Raw genomic sequence first — 16873 nt, 5'->3', positions numbered from 1 at the left:
GGCCTCGGGGAAGTCGGACGACGTCCGCGGGAACCACCCGCACGACCACGACAGGGCACATCACGGGCAGATCACGGGGACATCACGCGAGTGCGCGCAGCCCGCGCACCGCGGGTCTCAGCCGGACGTCGCCGGGGCCAGCGGGGCGCTCACGTCGACGCGGCGCACCCCCTCGCGCGGCAGCAGCAGCTGCGCCACCCGCGCCTTGAGGTCGTCCTGCCCGGCCGACCCCCAGACGACCTCCTGGCCGCTGCGCAGGGCCAGGCGCACGTCGTCCGGGCCGGTCGCCGTGACGGCCGCGACCTGCTCGCGCAGCGCCGCCGGCAGCGCCAGCGCCACCGCCGAGGCGGCGCGCACGGCCGGACCGGCCCCCGGGTCGACCTGGACCAGCGGGACGCCGTCCGGGGCGGCGTCGGCCGTGGTGATCGTGGCGCCCCCGCCGTCCAGCAGGACCACCCCCGGGGCGCCGTCGGGCGCGGGCACCGCCGCCACAGGCACCTTCTCGACGACGCGGACCTGCAGGCGGTGGGCGAAGGAGCGGTCCACCGAGGCCGAGGCCACCCACGGCAGCTGCTCGACGCGGGAGGTCACCGCGCCGGTGTCGACCCGCAGCAGCGGCACCCCGAGCTGGTCGGCGGCGGCCTGCTGCACCGCGGCGGCGCCGGTGCGGTCGGCCCCGCTCACCTGCACGGTGCGCAGCGCGGTCAGGGAGCTGAAGAGCAGCGCCCACACCGCCGCGCCCACCACCGCGGCGACCAGGGCCGCCACGAGGACGACCCGCCACAGCAGGCGCCGCTGCGCCGCGGGACCGCGGGCGGTGCCACGGCCCTCGGGCGCCCGCCCGGCGCGCCCCTCGCGCACGGGCGGGCGCGGGGCCTCCAGGTGCGCGCCCCCGGCCCGCTGCCCGGCGGCCGGGTCGGTGTCGGGTCCGGCGGCGGGTCCGGCGGCGGGTCCGGCGGCGGCCGCCGGGCCCGTCTCGGGCAGGCGCACCTCGCGCACCGGTGCGGGCGTCGCGCCCCCCGGCTGCGGCGGGCGCGGGGGCCGCGGCGGCGCCGGCCGGCGCACGGGCGCGGGCGGGCGCCGTCCGGCGGGGCTCACGCCGCGCCGCCGGTCGCGGCGGAGGAGGAGGGCTGCCCCGCGCCGGGGGCGCGCGCCGCGAGCAGCGCCAGCACCTCTCCCGCCACCGCGGTGACGTCGCCGGCGCCGATGGTCAGCACGAGGTCGCCGGGGCGCGCCCGCTCCACCAGCGCCGGTGCGGCGGCGGCCCGGTCGGGCTCGAAGACGGCCCGTGCGGGAGGGCTGACGCGGTCCGCCACGAGCGCTCCGGTCACGCCGGGCACGGGGTCCTCGCGGGCGGCGTACACGTCCATGACCACCACCTCGTCGGCGCCGGAGAGCGCCTCGGCGAACTCGGCGGCGAAGTCGGCGGTGCGCGAGTACAGGTGGGGCTGGAAGGCCACCACCAGGCGGCCGGCGCCGGCCACCTGGCGCCCGGTGGCCACGGCGGCGGCCACCTTGGCGGGGTTGTGGGCGTAGTCGTCGTAGACGCGCACGCCCGCGGCCCCACCGCGGGGCTCGAAGCGGCGGCGGGTGCCGGCGAAGGCCTCGAGCCCGTCGCGGGCGGTCGCGGGGTCGGTCCCGAGCGCCACGGCCGCGGCCCACGCCGCCGCGGCGTCCAGGGCGTTGTGCCAGCCGGGGACCGCCAGCTGCACCCGCCCGCTCCACCCCTGCGGGGCGTGCGGACCCGCGGCGCCGGCCGCCGCCCGCAGGTCGAAGGCGATCCGCCCCCCGGAGGCGTCGGCGCCGCTGACGCGCACGTCGGCGTCGGCGGAGGCCCCGAAGGTCACGACGCGGCGCGCGGCGCCGCCGTCGCCGTCCTGCCCGGCGCGCGCCGCGGCCGCCCTCACCGAGGCGGCCAGGGCCGCCGAGCCGGCGTCGTCGGCGCAGGCCACGAGCACCCCGCCGGGCAGGACGCGCGCGGCGAAGGCGGCGAAGGCCGCCTGCACCCCGGCGTAGTCGCCGTGGTGGTCGAGGTGGTCGGCCTGCACGTTGGTGACCACCGAGACCTCGGGTGCGTACACCAGGAAGCTGGAGTCGGACTCGTCGGCCTCGGCCACGAAGACGTCCCCGCCGCCGTGCCGGGCGTTGGTGCCCGCGCCGACCAGCTCCCCGCCGACGGCGAAGGAGGGGTCCGCGCCGGCGTGGACGAGCACGGCCACGAGCATCGCGGTGGTGGTGGTCTTGCCGTTGGTGCCCGCCACGGCCACGCCCCGGCGGCCGGCCATGAGGGCCGCCAGCCCCTGGGAGCGGTGCAGCACGCGCAGCCCGGCGGCGCGCGCGGCGACCAGCTCGGGGTTGTCCTCGCGGATGGCCGACCCGGCCACCACGGTCCGGGCGCCGGCCAGCCGGGCCGGGTCGAAGCCGGCGGCGACGCGGCCCCCCAGGGCCCGCAGCGCGTCCATGACGGGCAGCTCCTTGGCGTCGCTGCCCGAGACGGCCACGCCCCGCTCGAGCATGACCCGGGCCACCCCGGAGACGCCGACGCCGCCGACGCCGACGAAGTGCACCGCGCCCAGCTGCTCCAGCGGCGGGACGGGGGCCGAGAGGTCGAAGCGCGCGCTCACCGCCGCCTCCCCGCACCGGTGCGCCCCGCCGCCCGCTCGACGAGGTCGGCGAGGCGCTCGTCGCCGTCGCGGGCGCCGGCGGCCAGCGAGGAGGAGCCGGCGGCGGCGGTCATCGCGGCGAGGCGGTGGGCGCCGTCGGCGTCGGTGAGCAGGTCGCGCAGCGGGCCGCGGACCCAGTCTGCGGTGACCTCGGCGTCGTCCACGAGCAGCGCCGAGCCCGCGGCCACGGCTCCGGCGGCGTTGAGCCGCTGCTCGCCGTTGCCCACGGGCAGCGGCACGTAGACGGCCGGCAGCCCCACGGCGGTGGTCTCGCACACCGTGCCCGCGCCGGCGCGGCACAGCACGAGGTCGGCGGCGGCGTAGGCGAGGTCCATGCGGTCGGTGTACTCGAGCACCCGGTAGGTGGCGCCGGCGGGCAGCCCCGAGGGCTGCACCGCCTTGCCGGCGCCGGTCAGGTGCAGCACCTGCGGGGCCGGGCCGCCGCCGGCGGGCGCGGCGAGCAGCTCGGGGGCGCCCTCGACGACCGCGGCGTTGAGCCGCTGGGCGCCCAGCGAGCCGCCGGTCACGAGCAGCACGGGGGCGCCGGGGTCCAGGTCGAAGGCGGCGCGGGCCTCGGCGCGGCGGGCGGCCCGGTCCAGGCCGGTGACCTCGGTGCGCATCGGCAGGCCGGTGAGCGCGCTGGCGCCGCCGCGCCCGCGCAGGGCGGTGCCGGGGAAGGTGGTGGCCACGTGCTCGGTCAGGCGGGCCCCGAGGCGGTTGGCCACCCCGGGCCGGAAGTTGGCCTCGTGGACCACCACCGGCACGCCGAGGCGCCGGGCGGCGAGGTAGGCCGGCACCGCGACGTACCCGCCGACCCCCACCACGACGTCGGCCCGCTCGGCGCCCACCGCGCGGCCCGCCTGCACCACGGCGCGCTCGGCGGCGCGCACGGCCCTGGCCAGCCGCCCGGGCAGGCGCAGCAGCGCCGCCGAGGGCCTGCGGGGCAGCGGCACCCGCGGCACCACGGCCAGCTCGTACCCGCGCGCCGGGACGAGGCGGGCCTCCAGGCCCTCGTCGGTCCCCAGCACCAGCACGCCCGTGGCGGGGTCGCGCCGGCGCAGGCAGTCCGCCAGGGCCAGCAGCGGGGACACGTGGCCGGTGGTGCCGCCCCCGGCCAGCAGCACCGCCAGCGGCCTGTCGGGTCCCGCGGGCGGCGTCACCGGCGCCCCCTGCGGGAGACCACGGCCAGCGAGCGGCGCACCAGGCCCGGCCGGGCGCTCAGCGCGGCCTGCGCGCCGGGGCTGTGCCGGGCGCAGGAGAGCACCAGGCCCACGGCCGTGAGCGTGGCCAGCAGCGCCGAGCCGCCCGCGGAGATCAGTGGCAGCGGGACGCCGAGCACCGGGGCCAGCCCGACGACCACCGCGATGTTGACCGCGGCCTGCCCCAGCACCCACACCATCACCCCGGAGACCAGGACGGCGGCGAAGAGGTCGCGGCTGCGGCGCACCACGCGGGCGCAGCACCACCCGAAGGCCACGAAGAGGCCCAGGACGACGAGGGTGCCGACCAGGCCGAGCTCCTCGCCGAGGATGGCGAAGATGTAGTCGTTGTGCGCCTCGGGCAGCCAGCTCCACTTCTGCCGGCTGCCGCCCAGGCCCAGGCCGGTCAGGCCCCCCGAGGCGAGGGCGTACAGGCCGCTGGTGGCCTGGTACCCGCTGCCGAGGCGGTCGGTGTTGCCGCCCAGGAAGGCCTCGATCCGCGCCATGCGGTTGCCGGTGCTGGCCATGACGGCCACGCCCGCCAGCGCCACCGCGCCCAGCAGCGCGAGGTGGCGCAGCGGCACGCCGGCGGCGAAGACCGCCCCGGCCACCACCACGAGCATGACCATGGCGGTGCCGAGGTCACCGCCGGCCAGCACGAAGCCGACCAGCGGCACCACGCCCAGGGCCAGCGGCAGGCCCCAGCGCAGGGGCCTGTCCAGCACCTGGCGCTTGCTGGCCAGCACCAGGGCGCACCACAGGACGAGCGCGACCTTGCCGAACTCCGACGGCTGCCCGCGCAGGGGCCCGAGCTGGACCCAGTTGGTGTTGCCGCCCACCCCGTAGCCCAGCGGCGTCAGCACCAGCGACTCCAGCCCCGCGACGAGCACCACGACCACCGGTGCCACCCGGCGCCAGAACACCGGCGGCAGCCGGGAGGCCACGAGCATGGAGACCAGCCCGAGGGCCGCGAACGGCACCTGCTGGACCAGCGCGCGGAACGGCGAGCTGCCGTCGGCGATCTCCTCCACGCTGGAGCTGGAGAGCACCATGACCAGGCCGATCGCCACGAGCAGCAGCACCGCGCCCTGCAGCACCCCGTAGGTCAGCAGCGGGGTGTCCCAGCGCGCCAGGCGGCCGGGCAGGGGGCCGCCGAGCAGGGCGTCGCCCCACGCGGCGGCGCGCTGGCGCCGGGTCAGCGCCGGGCGCCGGGGCGTCCGGCGGGGGGCGCTGCGGTCGGCGGCCGTGCGGGGCGCGGGCGCGGCCGACGGGGTGGCGCCGTCGCGCAGGTCGATCGTCGTGCTGCCGGTCGTGCGCGTGGCCACCTCAGCCCTCCCCCTCGGTCGGTCCACCGGCCGGTCCACCGGTCGGTCCACCGGCCGGTCCACCGGTCGGTCCACCGGTCGGGCCGCCGTCGAGGTGCGCGCGCACCGCGGCGGCGAAGGCGTCGCCGCGCTCGGCGTAGCTGCTGAACTGGTCCATCGAGGCGGAGGCCGGCGCCAGGAGCACCACGTCTCCCGGCCGGGCCGCGCCGGCGGCGGCGCGCACCGCGGCGGGCATGACGCCGCCGGCGGCGGAGGCGGCCGCGGCGTCGACCTCGACCACCGGCACCCCGGGCGCCCGGCGGGCGAGGGCGCCGCGCAGCGGCTCGCGGTCGGCGCCGATGAGCACGACGGCGCGCAGGCGGGAGGCCTGGGCGCCGACCAGGTCGTCGAACTGCGCGCCCTTGGCCAGGCCCCCGGCCACCCACACGACGCGGGTGGCGTCGGTGGCCTCCGGGCCCGCCGCGGCCGCGGCGCCCGCCAGGGAGGCGGCGGCGGCGTGGGCGTTGGTGGCCTTGGAGTCGTCCACCCACGCCACCCCGCCGGAGCGGGCCACCACGGCGATGCGGTGGGCACCGGGCTTCGTGGAGAGCAGGCCGTCGCGCACGGCCTGCTGGGAGACGCCGTGGGCGCGGGCCAGCGCGGCCGCCGCGAGGGCGTTGGCCACCACGTGGAGGGCCACCACGCCGCCGGAGGCGTCCTGCAGGTCGGCCAGCGTGCACAGCTCGGCGGCGCTGGTGGCCCGGTCGGCCACGAAGGCCCGGTCGGCCAGCACGTCGTCCACCACCCCGAGCATCGACAGGCCCGGCACGCCCAGGGTGAAGCCGATCGCGCGGCAGCCCTCCTGCACGTCGGCGTCCACGACGAGCCGCTCGGTCACCTGGTCGGCGTCGTCGGCGTTGTAGACGCAGGCGAGCTCGGTGCCGGTGTAGATGCGGCCCTTGTCGGCGGCGTAGGCGCCCATCGACCCGTGCCAGTCGAGGTGGTCGGGCGCGAGGTTGAGGACGGCGGAGGCGCGCGGCGCCAGGGTGTGCGCGCCGTGCAGCTGGAAGCTGGACAGCTCCACGGCCAGCACGTCGGCGCCGGCCGGGTCGAGCACGGCCTCCACCAGGGGGGTGCCGATGTTGCCGGCGGTGGTGGCGCGCAGGCCGTGGGCCCGCAGGATGCTCGCCAGCATCGTCGTCGTCGTGGTCTTGCCGTTGGTGCCGGTCACGCACAGCCAGGGGGCGGAGGACGCCGGGCCCACCGGCGCGCCGGCCGGGCCGGCGGTGCCGCGCAGCCGCCAGGCGAGCTCGACCTCGCCCCAGACCGGGATGCCGGCCCGGGCGGCCTGGGCGAGCAGCGGCGCGCTGGGGCGCCAGCCGGGCGAGGCGATGACGAGGTCCGGCGGCGACCCGTCGACGACGTGCAGGGCGTCGGAGGCGCCGGGGCCGAGCGCGACCCTGCCGCCGAGGACGTCGAGCAGCTTGGCGCGCTCGAGCTCGCCGGGCCCCTCGCGGGAGTCGACGGCGAGGACCTGCGCGCCGCGCTCGGCCAGGGCGTAGGCCGCGGCCGCGCCGGAGACGGCGAAGCCGGCCACGACGACGCGCAGGCCCTCCCAGTCGGCGGGGCCGCGCTCGGGCACGCGCGCGGAGCCGGCGACCCAGGCGGGCAGCTGCGCAGCGGTCTGCGCAGCTGTCTGGTCAGAGGTCACTGCCGACCACCCACTCCCCGTAGAACAGGCCCAGGCCGAGGCCCACGAAGAGGCCGGCGATGATCCAGAAGCGCGTGACGATGGTGACCTCGGCCCAGCCCACCAGCTCGAAGTGGTGCTGCAGCGGCGCCATCCGGAACACGCGCTTGCGGGTCAGCTTGAAGGAGCCGACCTGGATCACCACGGACAGGGCGATGATGACGAACAGGCCGCCGAGCACCACGAGCAGCAGCTCGGTGCGGGTGGTGATCGCCAGGCCCGCGAGCGCGCCGCCCAGGGCCAGGGAACCGGTGTCGCCCATGAAGATCTTGGCCGGGGAGGCGTTCCACCACAGGAAGCCGATGCAGGCGGCCATGAGGGCGATGGCCACGACGGCGAGGTCCAGCGGGTCGCGGGTGTTGTAGCAGGGCGCCAGCGGGGCCGACGCGGCCAGCCGCGGGCCCTCGCAGTTCTGGTTGTACTGCCACACCCCGATGAGGGCGAAGGCGCCGGCCACCGCGGCGGTGGCCCCGCTGGCCAGGCCGTCCAGGCCGTCGGTGAGGTTCACGCCGTTGCTCGTGGCGGCCACCATGAGCAGCGCCCACAGCACGAAGAGCACCACTCCGGCGACGGCGCCGAACCGCGCGAGGTCCAGCGCGGTGTCGCGGGTGAAGGAGATGGCCGTGGAGGCGGGCGTGTAGCCGCGCTGGTCGGGGAACTGCAGGGCGAGCACCGCGAAGACCAGGCCGACGAGCGTCTGCCCGATGAGCTTGGGCACGCTGCGCAGGCCGAGGCTGCGCTGCTTGGAGATCTTGATGAAGTCGTCGAGGAAGCCGACCACGCCCAGCCCCACCATGAGGCCGAGCACCAGCAGGCCCGAGACCGAGGGCGGGGTCATGAAGACCAGGTGCGCCACGCCGTAGCCGATGACCGTCGCCCCGATGATCACCGCGCCGCCCATGGTCGGCGTGCCGCGCTTGGTGTGGTGGGTGGTGGGGCCGTCGTCGCGGATGAACTGCCCGTAGCCGCGGTGCACGAGGAACCTGATGAACAGCGGGGTCCCGAACAGCGCCACCACGAGCGAGGCGAAGCCGGCGACGAGGATGCCCCTCACGGGCGCTCGCCCCCGCCCAGGGCCAGGCGCTCACCGAGGTGCAGCAGCCCGGCGCCGTGGGAGCTCTTGACGAGCACCACGTCCCCCGGGCGCAGCTCTGCCTCCAGCAGCGCGTGCGCCGCGTCGGCGTCGGGAACCCACGCCGACTCGTCGGCGTAGGAGCCCTCCAGCACCGCTCCGGTGTGCACCGGGCGCGCCCCCTCCCCCACGGCCACCAGCCGCGAGACGTCGAGGCGGACGGCGTACCGCCCGACCGCGTCGTGCTCGTCGCGCGCGGCGCCGCCGAGCTCCAGCATCTCCCCGATGACGGCCCAGGTGCGCCCGCCGGGGCGGCGCATGGCCTTCAGCGCGCGCAGCGCGGCGCGCACCGACTCGGGGTTGGCGTTGTAGGCGTCGTTCACCACGACGACGCCGTCGGCGCGCTCGGTGACCTCCATGCGCCAGCGGCTCGCGGCGCGGGCCCCGGACAGGGCCCCGGCGACGTCGGCGAGCTGCGCGCCCGCCGCGAGCGCGCAGGCGGCGGCGGCCAGGGCGTTGGAGACGTGGTGCTCCCCGTGCAGCTGCAGGGCCACGGCGGCGCTGGCGGCGTCCCCGCCCGTGCCGGTGCGCAGGGTGAAGGAGGCCCGGCCGAGCTCGTCGACCCGCACGTCCTCGGCCCGCACGTCCGCGCCGCCGCCCCAGCCGAAGGTCACCACCCGGGCGCGGGTGCGCTCGGCCATGGCGGCCACGCGGTGGTCGTCGGCGTTGAGGACGGCGACTCCGCCGTCGCGCAGGCCGGTCGCGCCGTCGACCGCCGGCGGCAGCGCCTCGACCAGCTCGCCCTTGGCGACGGCGATGGCCTCGGGGCTGCCGAACTCGCCGACGTGGGCGAGCCCCACGTTGAGCACGGCACCGACCCGCGGGTGCGCCAGCTCGCACAGGTGCGCGATGTGGCCCCGGCCGCGGGCTCCCATCTCCACCACGAGGGAGCGGGTGCCCTCCTCCACGCGCAGCAGCGTCAGCGGCACGCCGAGCTCGTTGTTGTAGGAGCCGGGCGGCGCGACGACCGGGCCGAGGGGGGCCAGGACGGCGGCCAGGAGGTCCTTGGTGCTGGTCTTGCCGGAGCTGCCGGTGACGGCGACGACGTCGAACGGCGCGTCCAGGGCCGGGTCGTCGGCCAGGGCGCGGCGGCGGGCGAGGACCTCGGCGGCCAGGGCCGGCAGCGCGTCGAGCACGCGGCCGGGGACGACGACGGCGGGCACGCCGTCGCCGAGGTCGCGCTCGGCGAGCACCGCGACGGCGCCGGCGCCCAGCGCGGCGGCGGCGTAGTCGTGGCCGTCCACGCGCTCACCGGGGACGGCGGCGAACAGGTCGCCGCCGGTGGCGGCGCGCGAGTCGACCACCACCCCGCTGACCACGGCGGCGGCGTCGGCCCCTCCGGACAGGCGGCCGCCGGTGGCGGCCGCGACGTCTCCCAGCGCGATCGGGATCATGCGCGCACCTCCGTGGCGGCCGCCAGCGCGGCGGCGAGCTCCTCGCGGTCGTCGAAGGGGTGGACCGCCCCGGCGACCTCCTGTCCGCGCTCGTGGCCCTTGCCGGCGACGAGCACCGCGCCGCCCGGTCCGCCGGCCAGCGCGAGGGCCACGCCGCGGGCCACGGCCTCGCGGCGGTCGGCGACCTCATCGACGACGACCTCGGGCCGCTGGGCGCTCCGGGTGGCCAGCGCGCCGGCGAGCACGGCGGCGCGGATGGCGGCCGGGTCCTCCGAGCGGGGGTTGTCATCGGTGACGACCACGGCGTCCGCGCCGGCCGCGGCGGCCGCGCCCATGCCGGGGCGCTTGCCGGGGTCGCGGTCCCCGCCGGCGCCCAGGACCACCACGAGGCGGCCGCGGGTGGACGGGCGCAGCGCCGCCAGGGCCGCGGCCACGGCGTCGGGGGTGTGGGCGTAGTCGACCACGCCCACCGGCAGGTCGGCCGGCGGGCGGGCGGGCGGTGCCACGACCTCCATGCGCCCGGGCACGCCGCGCGCGCCGGCCAGGGCGGCGGCCGCGGCGGCGGGGTCGTGGCCGGCGGCGGCCAGCACGGCCACGGCCACGGCGGTGTTGGCGACGTTGAAGGTGCCGGGCAGGGGGCTGGCGGCGCTCACGCGGCGGCCGTCGGGGGCGGTGAGCTCGAAGGCGGAGCCTGGCCGCCCGTCGGAGCGCTCGCGCACGCTGGCGGGGTCGACGCGCCAGCCGTCCGCCCCCCGGGCCGACGTCGCCGTCGCCGCCGTCGTCGTCGTGCTGACGGTGGTGGTGGGCACGCCGGCGGCGCTGCTCTGCGCGGCCAGGCGGCGCCCCCAGGCGTCGTCGACGCAGACCACCGCGGCCCGGGCGCGCCCGGGGGTGAACAGCTGCGCCTTGGCGGCGAAGTAGTCCTCCATCGTCGGGTGGAAGTCGAGGTGGTCCTGGGAGAGGTTGGTGAAGGCGGCGACGTCGAGCACGAGCCCGTCCACCCGGTGCAGCACCACCGCGTGGCTGGAGACCTCCAGCGCCGCGGCCCGCGCCCCCCGCTCCACGGCGAGGGCCAGCAGGGCGTGCAGGTCGGGCGCCTCGGGGGTGGTGCGGGCGCTGGGCAGGGCCTCACCGGCGATGCGGGTGCAGACGGTGCCGACCAGGGCGGTGGGCGTGCCGAGCTGCTCCAGGGCCGACTCCAGCAGCGTGGTGACCGTGGTCTTGCCGTTGGTGCCGGTGACGCCGAGCACCTGCAGGCGGCGCGCGGGCTCGCCCCACACCCGGGCGCTGGCGGCGCCGAGCACCGCCCGCGGGTCGCCCACGACGACGGCGGGCAGGTCCACGCCGTCGTCGGCGGCCAGCCGGGCGCCCTCGGGGTCGGTCAGCAGCGCGACCGCGCCGAGGGAGGCCGCCTGGCGCGCGAAGCGGGCGCCGTGGGTGCGCGCGCCGGGCAGGGCGGCGTAGAGGTCACCGGGCCGCGCGCGGCGGGAGTCGAGGACCACGCCGGTGACCACGAGGCCCTCCCCGCCGCGGGGGGCGGGGGCCTCCACGAGCGCCGCGACGTCCGCCAGCGGGAGCCCCGGCGCGCGCAGGGGCCGGGAGTCGCGAGCGGGCACGGCGAGCACGCTACCCGGCCCGCTCGGCCGGCCCGGGTGGTTCGCGACCAGCGCGGGCGGGGAGCCCCTGTGGATCACGGGACCTCGCCCTGGTCCTCTCACTGCCAGGTCAGCGGCGGCAGCTGGGCGGGGGCACCGCTGGGCGCGACCCCCTGCTTGCCGAGGGCGTAGCCCATGACGTCGGAGAAGACCGGGGCCGCGACGGTGCCGCCGTAGTGGCTGGTCTGCGGGTGCTGGACGATCACGGCGACGACCAGCTGCGGGTCGTCGGCGGGGGCCATCCCGATGAAGGAGCTCGTGTACTGCGGCTCGCCGCTGGCGCGCGAGGCCGGGAGGTCCTGCGCGGTGCCGGTCTTGCCGGCCACCCGGAAGCCCGGGACGGCGGCGTTCAGGCCGGTGCCGTCGGAGGTGACGACGCCCTCGAGCATGGACGTGACCTGCTGGGCGGTGCGCTCGCTCACCACGCGGGTGGCCGCGGGCGGGGTGGCGGGGGTGTACGTGCCGTCCGGGGAGGTGGTGCCGGCGACGATGTGCGGGGGGACGCGCACCCCGCCGTTGGCGATGGTGGCGTAGACCTGGGCGGCCTGCAGCGCGTTGACGGCGTAGCCCTGGCCGAAGAGCACGTTGTACTGCGTGCGCCCGTCCCAGTCCTGCGGCGGGGCCAGGATGCCGCGCGTCTCCCCCGGCAGCCCGAGCTGGCGCTCGCCGATCCCGAAGGCCTTGAGGTAGTCGTAGCGCTGCTGCGGGGTGAGCTGCTGGCCCACCTCGATGGTGCCGACGTTGGAGGACTCCGCCAGCACGCCCGCGAAGGTCAGCTTCTGCGGCTCGTGGGGGTGGGAGTCGCGCACCGAGCCCGCCCGGCCGGGCAGCTGGAGCCGGTCGGGCACGGTCAGCCGCGTCTCGGGGGTCGCCAGGCCCTGCTCGATGGCGGCGGCGGCGGTGATGAGCTTGCCGGTCGAGCCGGGCTCGAAGACGTCCTCCAGCGACCGGTTGTGGCGCTCCGGCTCCGGGGTGGCGCCGGGGTCGGCGGGGTCGATGGCGCCGGACTCGGCCAGCGCCAGGACCTGCCCGTCCTTGGTCATGACCACCACCGAGACCCAGTCGGCCTCGGTGGCCTCCGCCTGCGCCCGGGCCGCGCCCTGCGCGAAGAACTGGACGTCGGCGTCCAGGGTCAGGCGCACGTCCTGCCCGTCCACGGCGGGGGTGTTGCTCGACTCGCCCAGCGGGATGCGCTGGCCCCGGGCGCCGCGCTCGTAGAGCAGCGTGCCGTCGGTGCCGGTCAGCGCGCCGTCCTGGGCCAGCTCCAGGCCGGCCAGGGCGGTGCCGTCACCCCCGACGTAGCCGACGAGGTTGCCCGCGGTGGTGCCCGCCGGGTACGTGCGCTCCTCGTCCGGCTCGGCGAAGACGCCGGGGATGCGCAGGGCCTTCACCGCGCGCCACTGCTCGGGGGTGAGCCCCTTGGCGAGGTAGGTCCACTGCACGGGCCTGCCCGCCGCCGTCGTGCGCGGGGTCAGCAGCCCGACGAGCTCGGCCTCGGGCACGCCGAGCAGCGGGGACAGCTGCGCCGCGGCCTCCTGCGGCGTGAGGAGGTTGCGGGCCTCCTCGGTCGGCCCGGTGAACAGGCTGGGGTCGGCGGTGGCGTTGAAGCGCTCCACGCTCTCGGCGAGCACGTCGCCGTGGCGGTCGGTGATGGTGCCGCGCACGGCCGGCTCGGTCACGGTCACCAGGCGCTCGGCGAGCGCCAGCTCGGCCAGCTGCCCGGTGTCGAGGGCCTGCACCTGCAGCAGCCGGCCGGTGAAGACGGCGACCACGGCCAGGAGCACGGCGACGACGACGGCGGTGCGCCGCTGCGGGGAGCCGGTGCGGGCGCCGCGGCCCCTCGGCCGGGCGGGGCGCTGCGGTCGGGCGGGGCGCTGGGGCCGGGGGGCGGGCCGGGGTGCTGGCGCGCCGGCGGCCTTCCGCGCGGCCGGCGGCCTCGGCGCGCCGCCGTCCTGGCGCGCGGCGGCACGGGCTGCCGGACGGGGTGCCGGACGGGCTGCCGGACGGGCTGCCGGACGTGCGGCGGGGCGCTCGGGTGCGCCGGGGGCGGGGCTCACGGGGTCCTCCCGCCGGTCGGGGGTGCGGACGGGGAGCGACCGGCGGGGGCCGACGGCTCCTGCCCGGCGGCCGGCGCGTCGTCGTCCTCGTCGTCGTCCCCGGTGGCGCGGGTGGTGGCGCTGGGACCGGTCTCGGCGGCCCCCTGCTCGGCCGCGGCGGCCGAGGAGCTGGGCGTGGACGTCGGGCCTGGGGTGGCGGAGGCGCCGGGCTCCTCCGGCGCGCTCGGCGTGGGCGCTGCGGTCGGGCTGCCCACGACCGCCTGCTCCTGCGGCGCCTGCAGGACCAGCCACGCCCGCTCCGGGGCCCTGACCATGCCCAGCTCCTGGGCGCGCTCGTCGACGGCGCCCGGTGAGCTGACCTGCTGCAGGTGCTCCGTGAGGGCCTGCTCCTGCTCGGCGAGCAGGGTCTGGCGCGCCTCGAGGTCGTGCTCGGTGTAGCTGCCGCGGGACAGGGCGATGGTGGTCCACAGCGCCAGGAGCAGGGAGGCGACCAGCACCCCACCGCACAGGAGCAGCGTGCGCGCGCGGGCCCTGCCGCGGCCCGGTGCGACCGGCGCGGTGGTGCGCGTGGTGGCGCGGCTCGCGGTGCGGGCAGCACCGCGGGCGGGCTGGCGGGGAGTGCGGGTGGCCGGGCGGCGCACGCCGCGGGCGGGCCGGGGCGTGCGAGGGGCCGCCGCCGGCGCGCCGGGGGCGGACCCGCCGGTCGCGGTCCCGGCACTGGTGCGGGCGCTGGTGCCCGCACCGGTGCGGGCGCCGGTGCCGGCGCTGGTGGGCGGGCTCATCGGCGGCCTCCCGCAGCGGTGGCGCCCGGGCGCACCCGCTCGGCGGCGCGCAGCCGCACCGGGGCGGAGCGGGGGTTGGCGGCCAGCTCGGCCTCGCCGGCGCGCTCGGCCCCGCGGGTGAGCAGGCGGAAGCGGGGCGCGTGCTCGGGCGGCTCGAACGGGAGGCCGGGCGGGGCGGTGCTGGTGGTGGCCGCGGCGAGCGCCTGCTTGACGATGCGGTCCTCGAGGGACTGGTAGCTCATCACCACCAGCCGGCCGCCCACCGCGAGGGCGTCCAGGGCGGCCGGGACGGCGGCGCGCAGCGCGTCGAGCTCCCCGTTGACCTCGATCCTCAGCGCCTGGAACGTGCGCTTGGCGGGGTTGCCGCCGGTGCGGCGGGCGGGGGCGGGGATGGACTCGCGCACGAGGTCGACCAGGCGCAGGGTCCCGGTGAACGGCTCGCGGGCGCGCTCGCGCACCACGGCGTCGGCGATCCGCCGGGCGAAGCGCTCCTCGCCGTAGACGTGCAGCACGCGCGAGAGGTCGCGGGCGTCGTAGGTGTTGAGGACGTCGGCGGCGGTCTTCCCCCCGGTGGGGTCCATGCGCATGTCGAGGGGGGCGTCGCGGGCGTAGGAGAACCCGCGGTCGACCTCGTCGAGCTGCAGGGAGCTGACCCCGAGGTCCATGAGCACGCCGTGCACCTCGGCGACGCCGAGGTCGGCCAGGACCTCGGGCAGCTGGTCGTAGACCGCGCGCACCAGCACCGCGCGCTCGCCGAAGCGCTCGAGGCGGGCCCCGGCGATGGCCAGGGCCTGGGGGTCGCGGTCCACCGCCACCAGGCGCACGTGCGGCAGGCGCTCGAGCAGCGCCTCGCTGTGGCCGCCCATCCCCAGGGTGGTGTCCACCACCACGGGCGGTGCGCCCTCCCGCGGCTGCAGCGCCGGGGCCAGCAGCTCGACGCAGCGGTCGAGCAGCACGGGGACGTGGCGCTCGCCCGGCGGCGGGTCCGGGCGGGCGCCACCGGGGGCAGAGGCGGGCAGGACGTCGTCCACGTGCGCTCCTCCCGTCGGCGGCCGGACCAGCTGGTGCTTGACGCTACTGATGGGACGATTGTGACTCAAGTGACGAGTCAGGCAGCGCCCCACCCATCGTGCACGCCGAGGGCGGGCTGGGGCGGACATCCGGCCCGGCACGCCGCACGGCCAGGTCCCCATCCGCTCCGACGGGCCGGGGAAGTGGCCCGCGCGGCCTGACACCGGGGAAGGTGCGTCAGGACGCGAGGAGCGGCTGGAGGCCTGGCCGTGCGGTCCGCGCCGGCCGGCGCACGCCCGCCGCGGCTCAGGGGCGGCTCACAGCAGCCCCGGCAGCGCGTCGAGGCTGACCAGGCCGTAGCCGGCCTCGGCCTCGGCGAACCGGGCGCGCCAGGAGGCCTCGTCCCAGACCTCCAGCCGCTCCCCGGCGCCGACCACGGCCACCTCGCGGTCCAGGCCCGCGAAGGAGCGCAGCGCCGGCGGCACCGTGAAGCGGCCCTGCCTGTCCAGCTCCTCCTCCGACGCGCCGGCCAGCATCACCCGCAGGTAGTCGCGGACGGCGGGGTCGGTCGCGGTGGCCGCCCTCAGCTCCGCGTACCGGCGCTCGAAGTCGGCCCTGGGGTAGGCGTGCAGGCAGGGTCCCTGGCCGCGGGTCAGGTAGAAGCCGCCCCCCAGCGCCTCCCGGTACCGGGACGGCACCACCAGGCGCCCCTTCTCGTCCAGGCGCGGGGTGTGGGTGCCGACGAACACGGGCCGGCCCCTCCCCCGCTCGCGAGCGGACCCGGTCCCCGCTCCCCATGCCTCCACGTTACTCCACTGCCCTCCACCAGCGGGGGCGCTCGCCCCACCCGGCCCCCGGCCCGCGGACCGGGGCCGCGGAAGCGCTGATCAGCGACGGAGGGCGGTGGTCAGGGTGGTGACGTACCGTTCGACCGTGGCGATCCCCCTCCCCTGGGGCGTGCGCGGTGCCGAGGCCGGCACGGCGGACGTCCGAGACGTCCTCGGGCGCATCCGCGACGCTGTCGAGCAGGTCGTCGAGGGCAAGGACGACGTCGTCCGCACCGCCCTCGTGGTCCTGCTCGCCGAGGGCCACCTCCTCGTCGAGGACGTGCCCGGGGTGGGCAAGACGATGCTCGCCAAGGCGCTCGCCCGCGCCACGGGCGTCACCGTCCGGCGCGTGCAGTTCACCCCGGACCTGCTGCCCAGCGACCTGACCGGCGTCAGCGTCTACGACGCGGAGGCCCACCGCTTCGAGTTCAAGCCCGGGCCCGTCTTCGCGCACGTGGTCGTCGGGGACGAGATCAACCGCGCGTCGCCCAAGACGCAGTCGGCGCTGCTGGAGTGCATGGGCGAGCGGCAGGTGACCGTCGACGGCACCACCCACACCCTCGCCCGGCCGTTCATGGTGGTCGCCACGCAGAACCCCGCTGAGATGGAGGGCACCTACCCCCTGCCCGAGGCCCAGCGCGACAGGTTCATGGCGCGCGTGTCCATGGGCTACCCGAGCGCGGCCAGCGAGCTGGCGATGCTGGGGTCCCACGGCGCCCGCGACCCGCTCAGCGACCTCGAGCCCGTCAGCGACCCCGGGGAGCTGCGCCGCGCCATCGCCACCGCGGCCGCCGTGCACGCCTCCCCGGCCGTGCAGCAGTACCTGCTCGACATCGTCACCGCCACGCGCGCGCACCCGGCCGTCGCGCTCGGCGCCTCCCCCCGCGCGAGCCTGCACCTGCTGCGGGCCTCCCGGGCCGTCGCGGTGCTGGAGGGGCGCGAGCACGTCCTGCCCGACGACGTGCAGTCCCTCGTCGTGCCCGTGCTGGCCCACCGGCTCGTGCTCTCCCCCGAGGCCTCGGCGGTGCGGCGCACCGCGCAGGACGTCCTGGCCGACCTCGTGCAGCGCGTGCCGGTGCCCGCGTCCGCGAGGGCCTGA

The 16873-nt window shown here is 78.4% G+C and carries 13 protein-coding genes; 1 reads left to right on the top strand and 12 read right to left on the bottom strand.

The window, feature by feature from the left end; genetic code table 11:
* Window positions 1-117: 117 nt before the first annotated feature.
* From ACUN9U_RS04295 to mraZ, 12 genes are all read right to left on the bottom strand, one after another.
* The gene (locus ACUN9U_RS04295; protein ID WP_445483677.1) at window positions 118-999 is read right to left on the bottom strand and encodes a cell division protein FtsQ/DivIB; all 882 of its coding nucleotides are present in this window, start codon (window positions 997-999) and stop codon (window positions 118-120) included.
* 95 nt (window positions 1000-1094) lie between these two features.
* Window positions 1095-2624, bottom strand: a complete 1530-nt coding sequence (murC, locus tag ACUN9U_RS04290) for a UDP-N-acetylmuramate--L-alanine ligase (protein WP_445483676.1) — start codon at window positions 2622-2624, stop codon at window positions 1095-1097.
* The gene (locus tag ACUN9U_RS04285) at window positions 2621-3823 is read right to left on the bottom strand and encodes a UDP-N-acetylglucosamine--N-acetylmuramyl-(pentapeptide) pyrophosphoryl-undecaprenol N-acetylglucosamine transferase (RefSeq protein WP_445483675.1); all 1203 of its coding nucleotides are present in this window, start codon (window positions 3821-3823) and stop codon (window positions 2621-2623) included. Before ACUN9U_RS04285 ends, murC begins: the two co-directional genes overlap by 4 nt.
* Window positions 3820-5187, bottom strand: coding sequence for a putative lipid II flippase FtsW (gene ftsW / locus ACUN9U_RS04280; RefSeq protein WP_445483674.1), 1368 nt, complete (start codon window positions 5185-5187; stop codon window positions 3820-3822). The genes ACUN9U_RS04285 and ftsW overlap by 4 nt, the downstream gene beginning before the upstream one ends.
* A gap of 1 nt (window position 5188) precedes the next feature.
* Window positions 5189-6808 (bottom strand): UDP-N-acetylmuramoyl-L-alanine--D-glutamate ligase, encoded by a 1620-nt coding sequence (gene murD / locus ACUN9U_RS04275; RefSeq protein WP_445483741.1) that lies wholly within the window; start codon window positions 6806-6808, stop codon window positions 5189-5191.
* A 58-nt stretch (window positions 6809-6866) separates the two neighbouring features.
* Window positions 6867-7970 carry a phospho-N-acetylmuramoyl-pentapeptide-transferase gene (mraY, locus tag ACUN9U_RS04270; RefSeq protein WP_445483673.1) on the bottom strand — a complete coding sequence of 368 codons (1104 nt, stop codon included), beginning with the start codon at window positions 7968-7970 and terminating at the stop codon, window positions 6867-6869.
* Window positions 7967-9442: a UDP-N-acetylmuramoyl-tripeptide--D-alanyl-D-alanine ligase gene (locus ACUN9U_RS04265; RefSeq protein ID WP_445483672.1), complete on the bottom strand. Its 1476-nt coding sequence runs from the start codon at window positions 9440-9442 to the stop codon at window positions 7967-7969. The genes mraY and ACUN9U_RS04265 overlap by 4 nt, the downstream gene beginning before the upstream one ends.
* Window positions 9439-11058 (bottom strand): UDP-N-acetylmuramoyl-L-alanyl-D-glutamate--2,6-diaminopimelate ligase, encoded by a 1620-nt coding sequence (locus ACUN9U_RS04260; RefSeq protein ID WP_445483671.1) that lies wholly within the window; start codon window positions 11056-11058, stop codon window positions 9439-9441. The genes ACUN9U_RS04265 and ACUN9U_RS04260 overlap by 4 nt, the downstream gene beginning before the upstream one ends.
* Before the next feature lie 98 nt (window positions 11059-11156).
* Window positions 11157-12881 carry a peptidoglycan D,D-transpeptidase FtsI family protein gene (locus ACUN9U_RS04255; protein ID WP_445483670.1) on the bottom strand — a complete coding sequence of 575 codons (1725 nt, stop codon included), beginning with the start codon at window positions 12879-12881 and terminating at the stop codon, window positions 11157-11159.
* A gap of 269 nt (window positions 12882-13150) precedes the next feature.
* Window positions 13151-13936: a hypothetical protein gene (locus tag ACUN9U_RS04250; RefSeq protein ID WP_445483669.1), complete on the bottom strand. Its 786-nt coding sequence runs from the start codon at window positions 13934-13936 to the stop codon at window positions 13151-13153.
* A complete protein-coding gene (gene rsmH / locus ACUN9U_RS04245; RefSeq protein ID WP_445483740.1) occupies window positions 13933-14955 on the bottom strand; it encodes a 16S rRNA (cytosine(1402)-N(4))-methyltransferase RsmH in 1023 nt (340 codons plus the stop codon). Before rsmH ends, ACUN9U_RS04250 begins: the two co-directional genes overlap by 4 nt.
* Before the next feature lie 309 nt (window positions 14956-15264).
* Complete coding sequence (gene mraZ / locus ACUN9U_RS04240) at window positions 15265-15696, bottom strand: division/cell wall cluster transcriptional repressor MraZ (protein ID WP_445483668.1); 432 nt, start codon at window positions 15694-15696, stop codon at window positions 15265-15267.
* Between the two features lie 184 nt (window positions 15697-15880).
* On the opposite strand from mraZ, the gene ACUN9U_RS04235 reads away from it, so the two are divergent.
* The gene (locus ACUN9U_RS04235; RefSeq protein ID WP_445483667.1) at window positions 15881-16873 is read left to right on the top strand and encodes an AAA family ATPase; all 993 of its coding nucleotides are present in this window, start codon (window positions 15881-15883) and stop codon (window positions 16871-16873) included.

The organism is Quadrisphaera sp. KR29 (assembly GCF_052644995.1).
This window is presented reverse-complemented; position numbering and strand designations above follow the sequence as displayed.

Excerpts from the sequence above, each read along its gene's own strand:
- ACUN9U_RS04265 (WP_445483672.1), bottom strand. The coding sequence starts at position 9,442 with ATGATCCCGATCGCGCTGGGAGACGTCGCGGCCGCCACCGGCGGCCGC.
- ACUN9U_RS04250 (WP_445483669.1), bottom strand. The coding sequence starts at position 13,936 with ATGAGCCCGCCCACCAGCGCCGGCACCGGCGCCCGCACCGGTGCGGGC.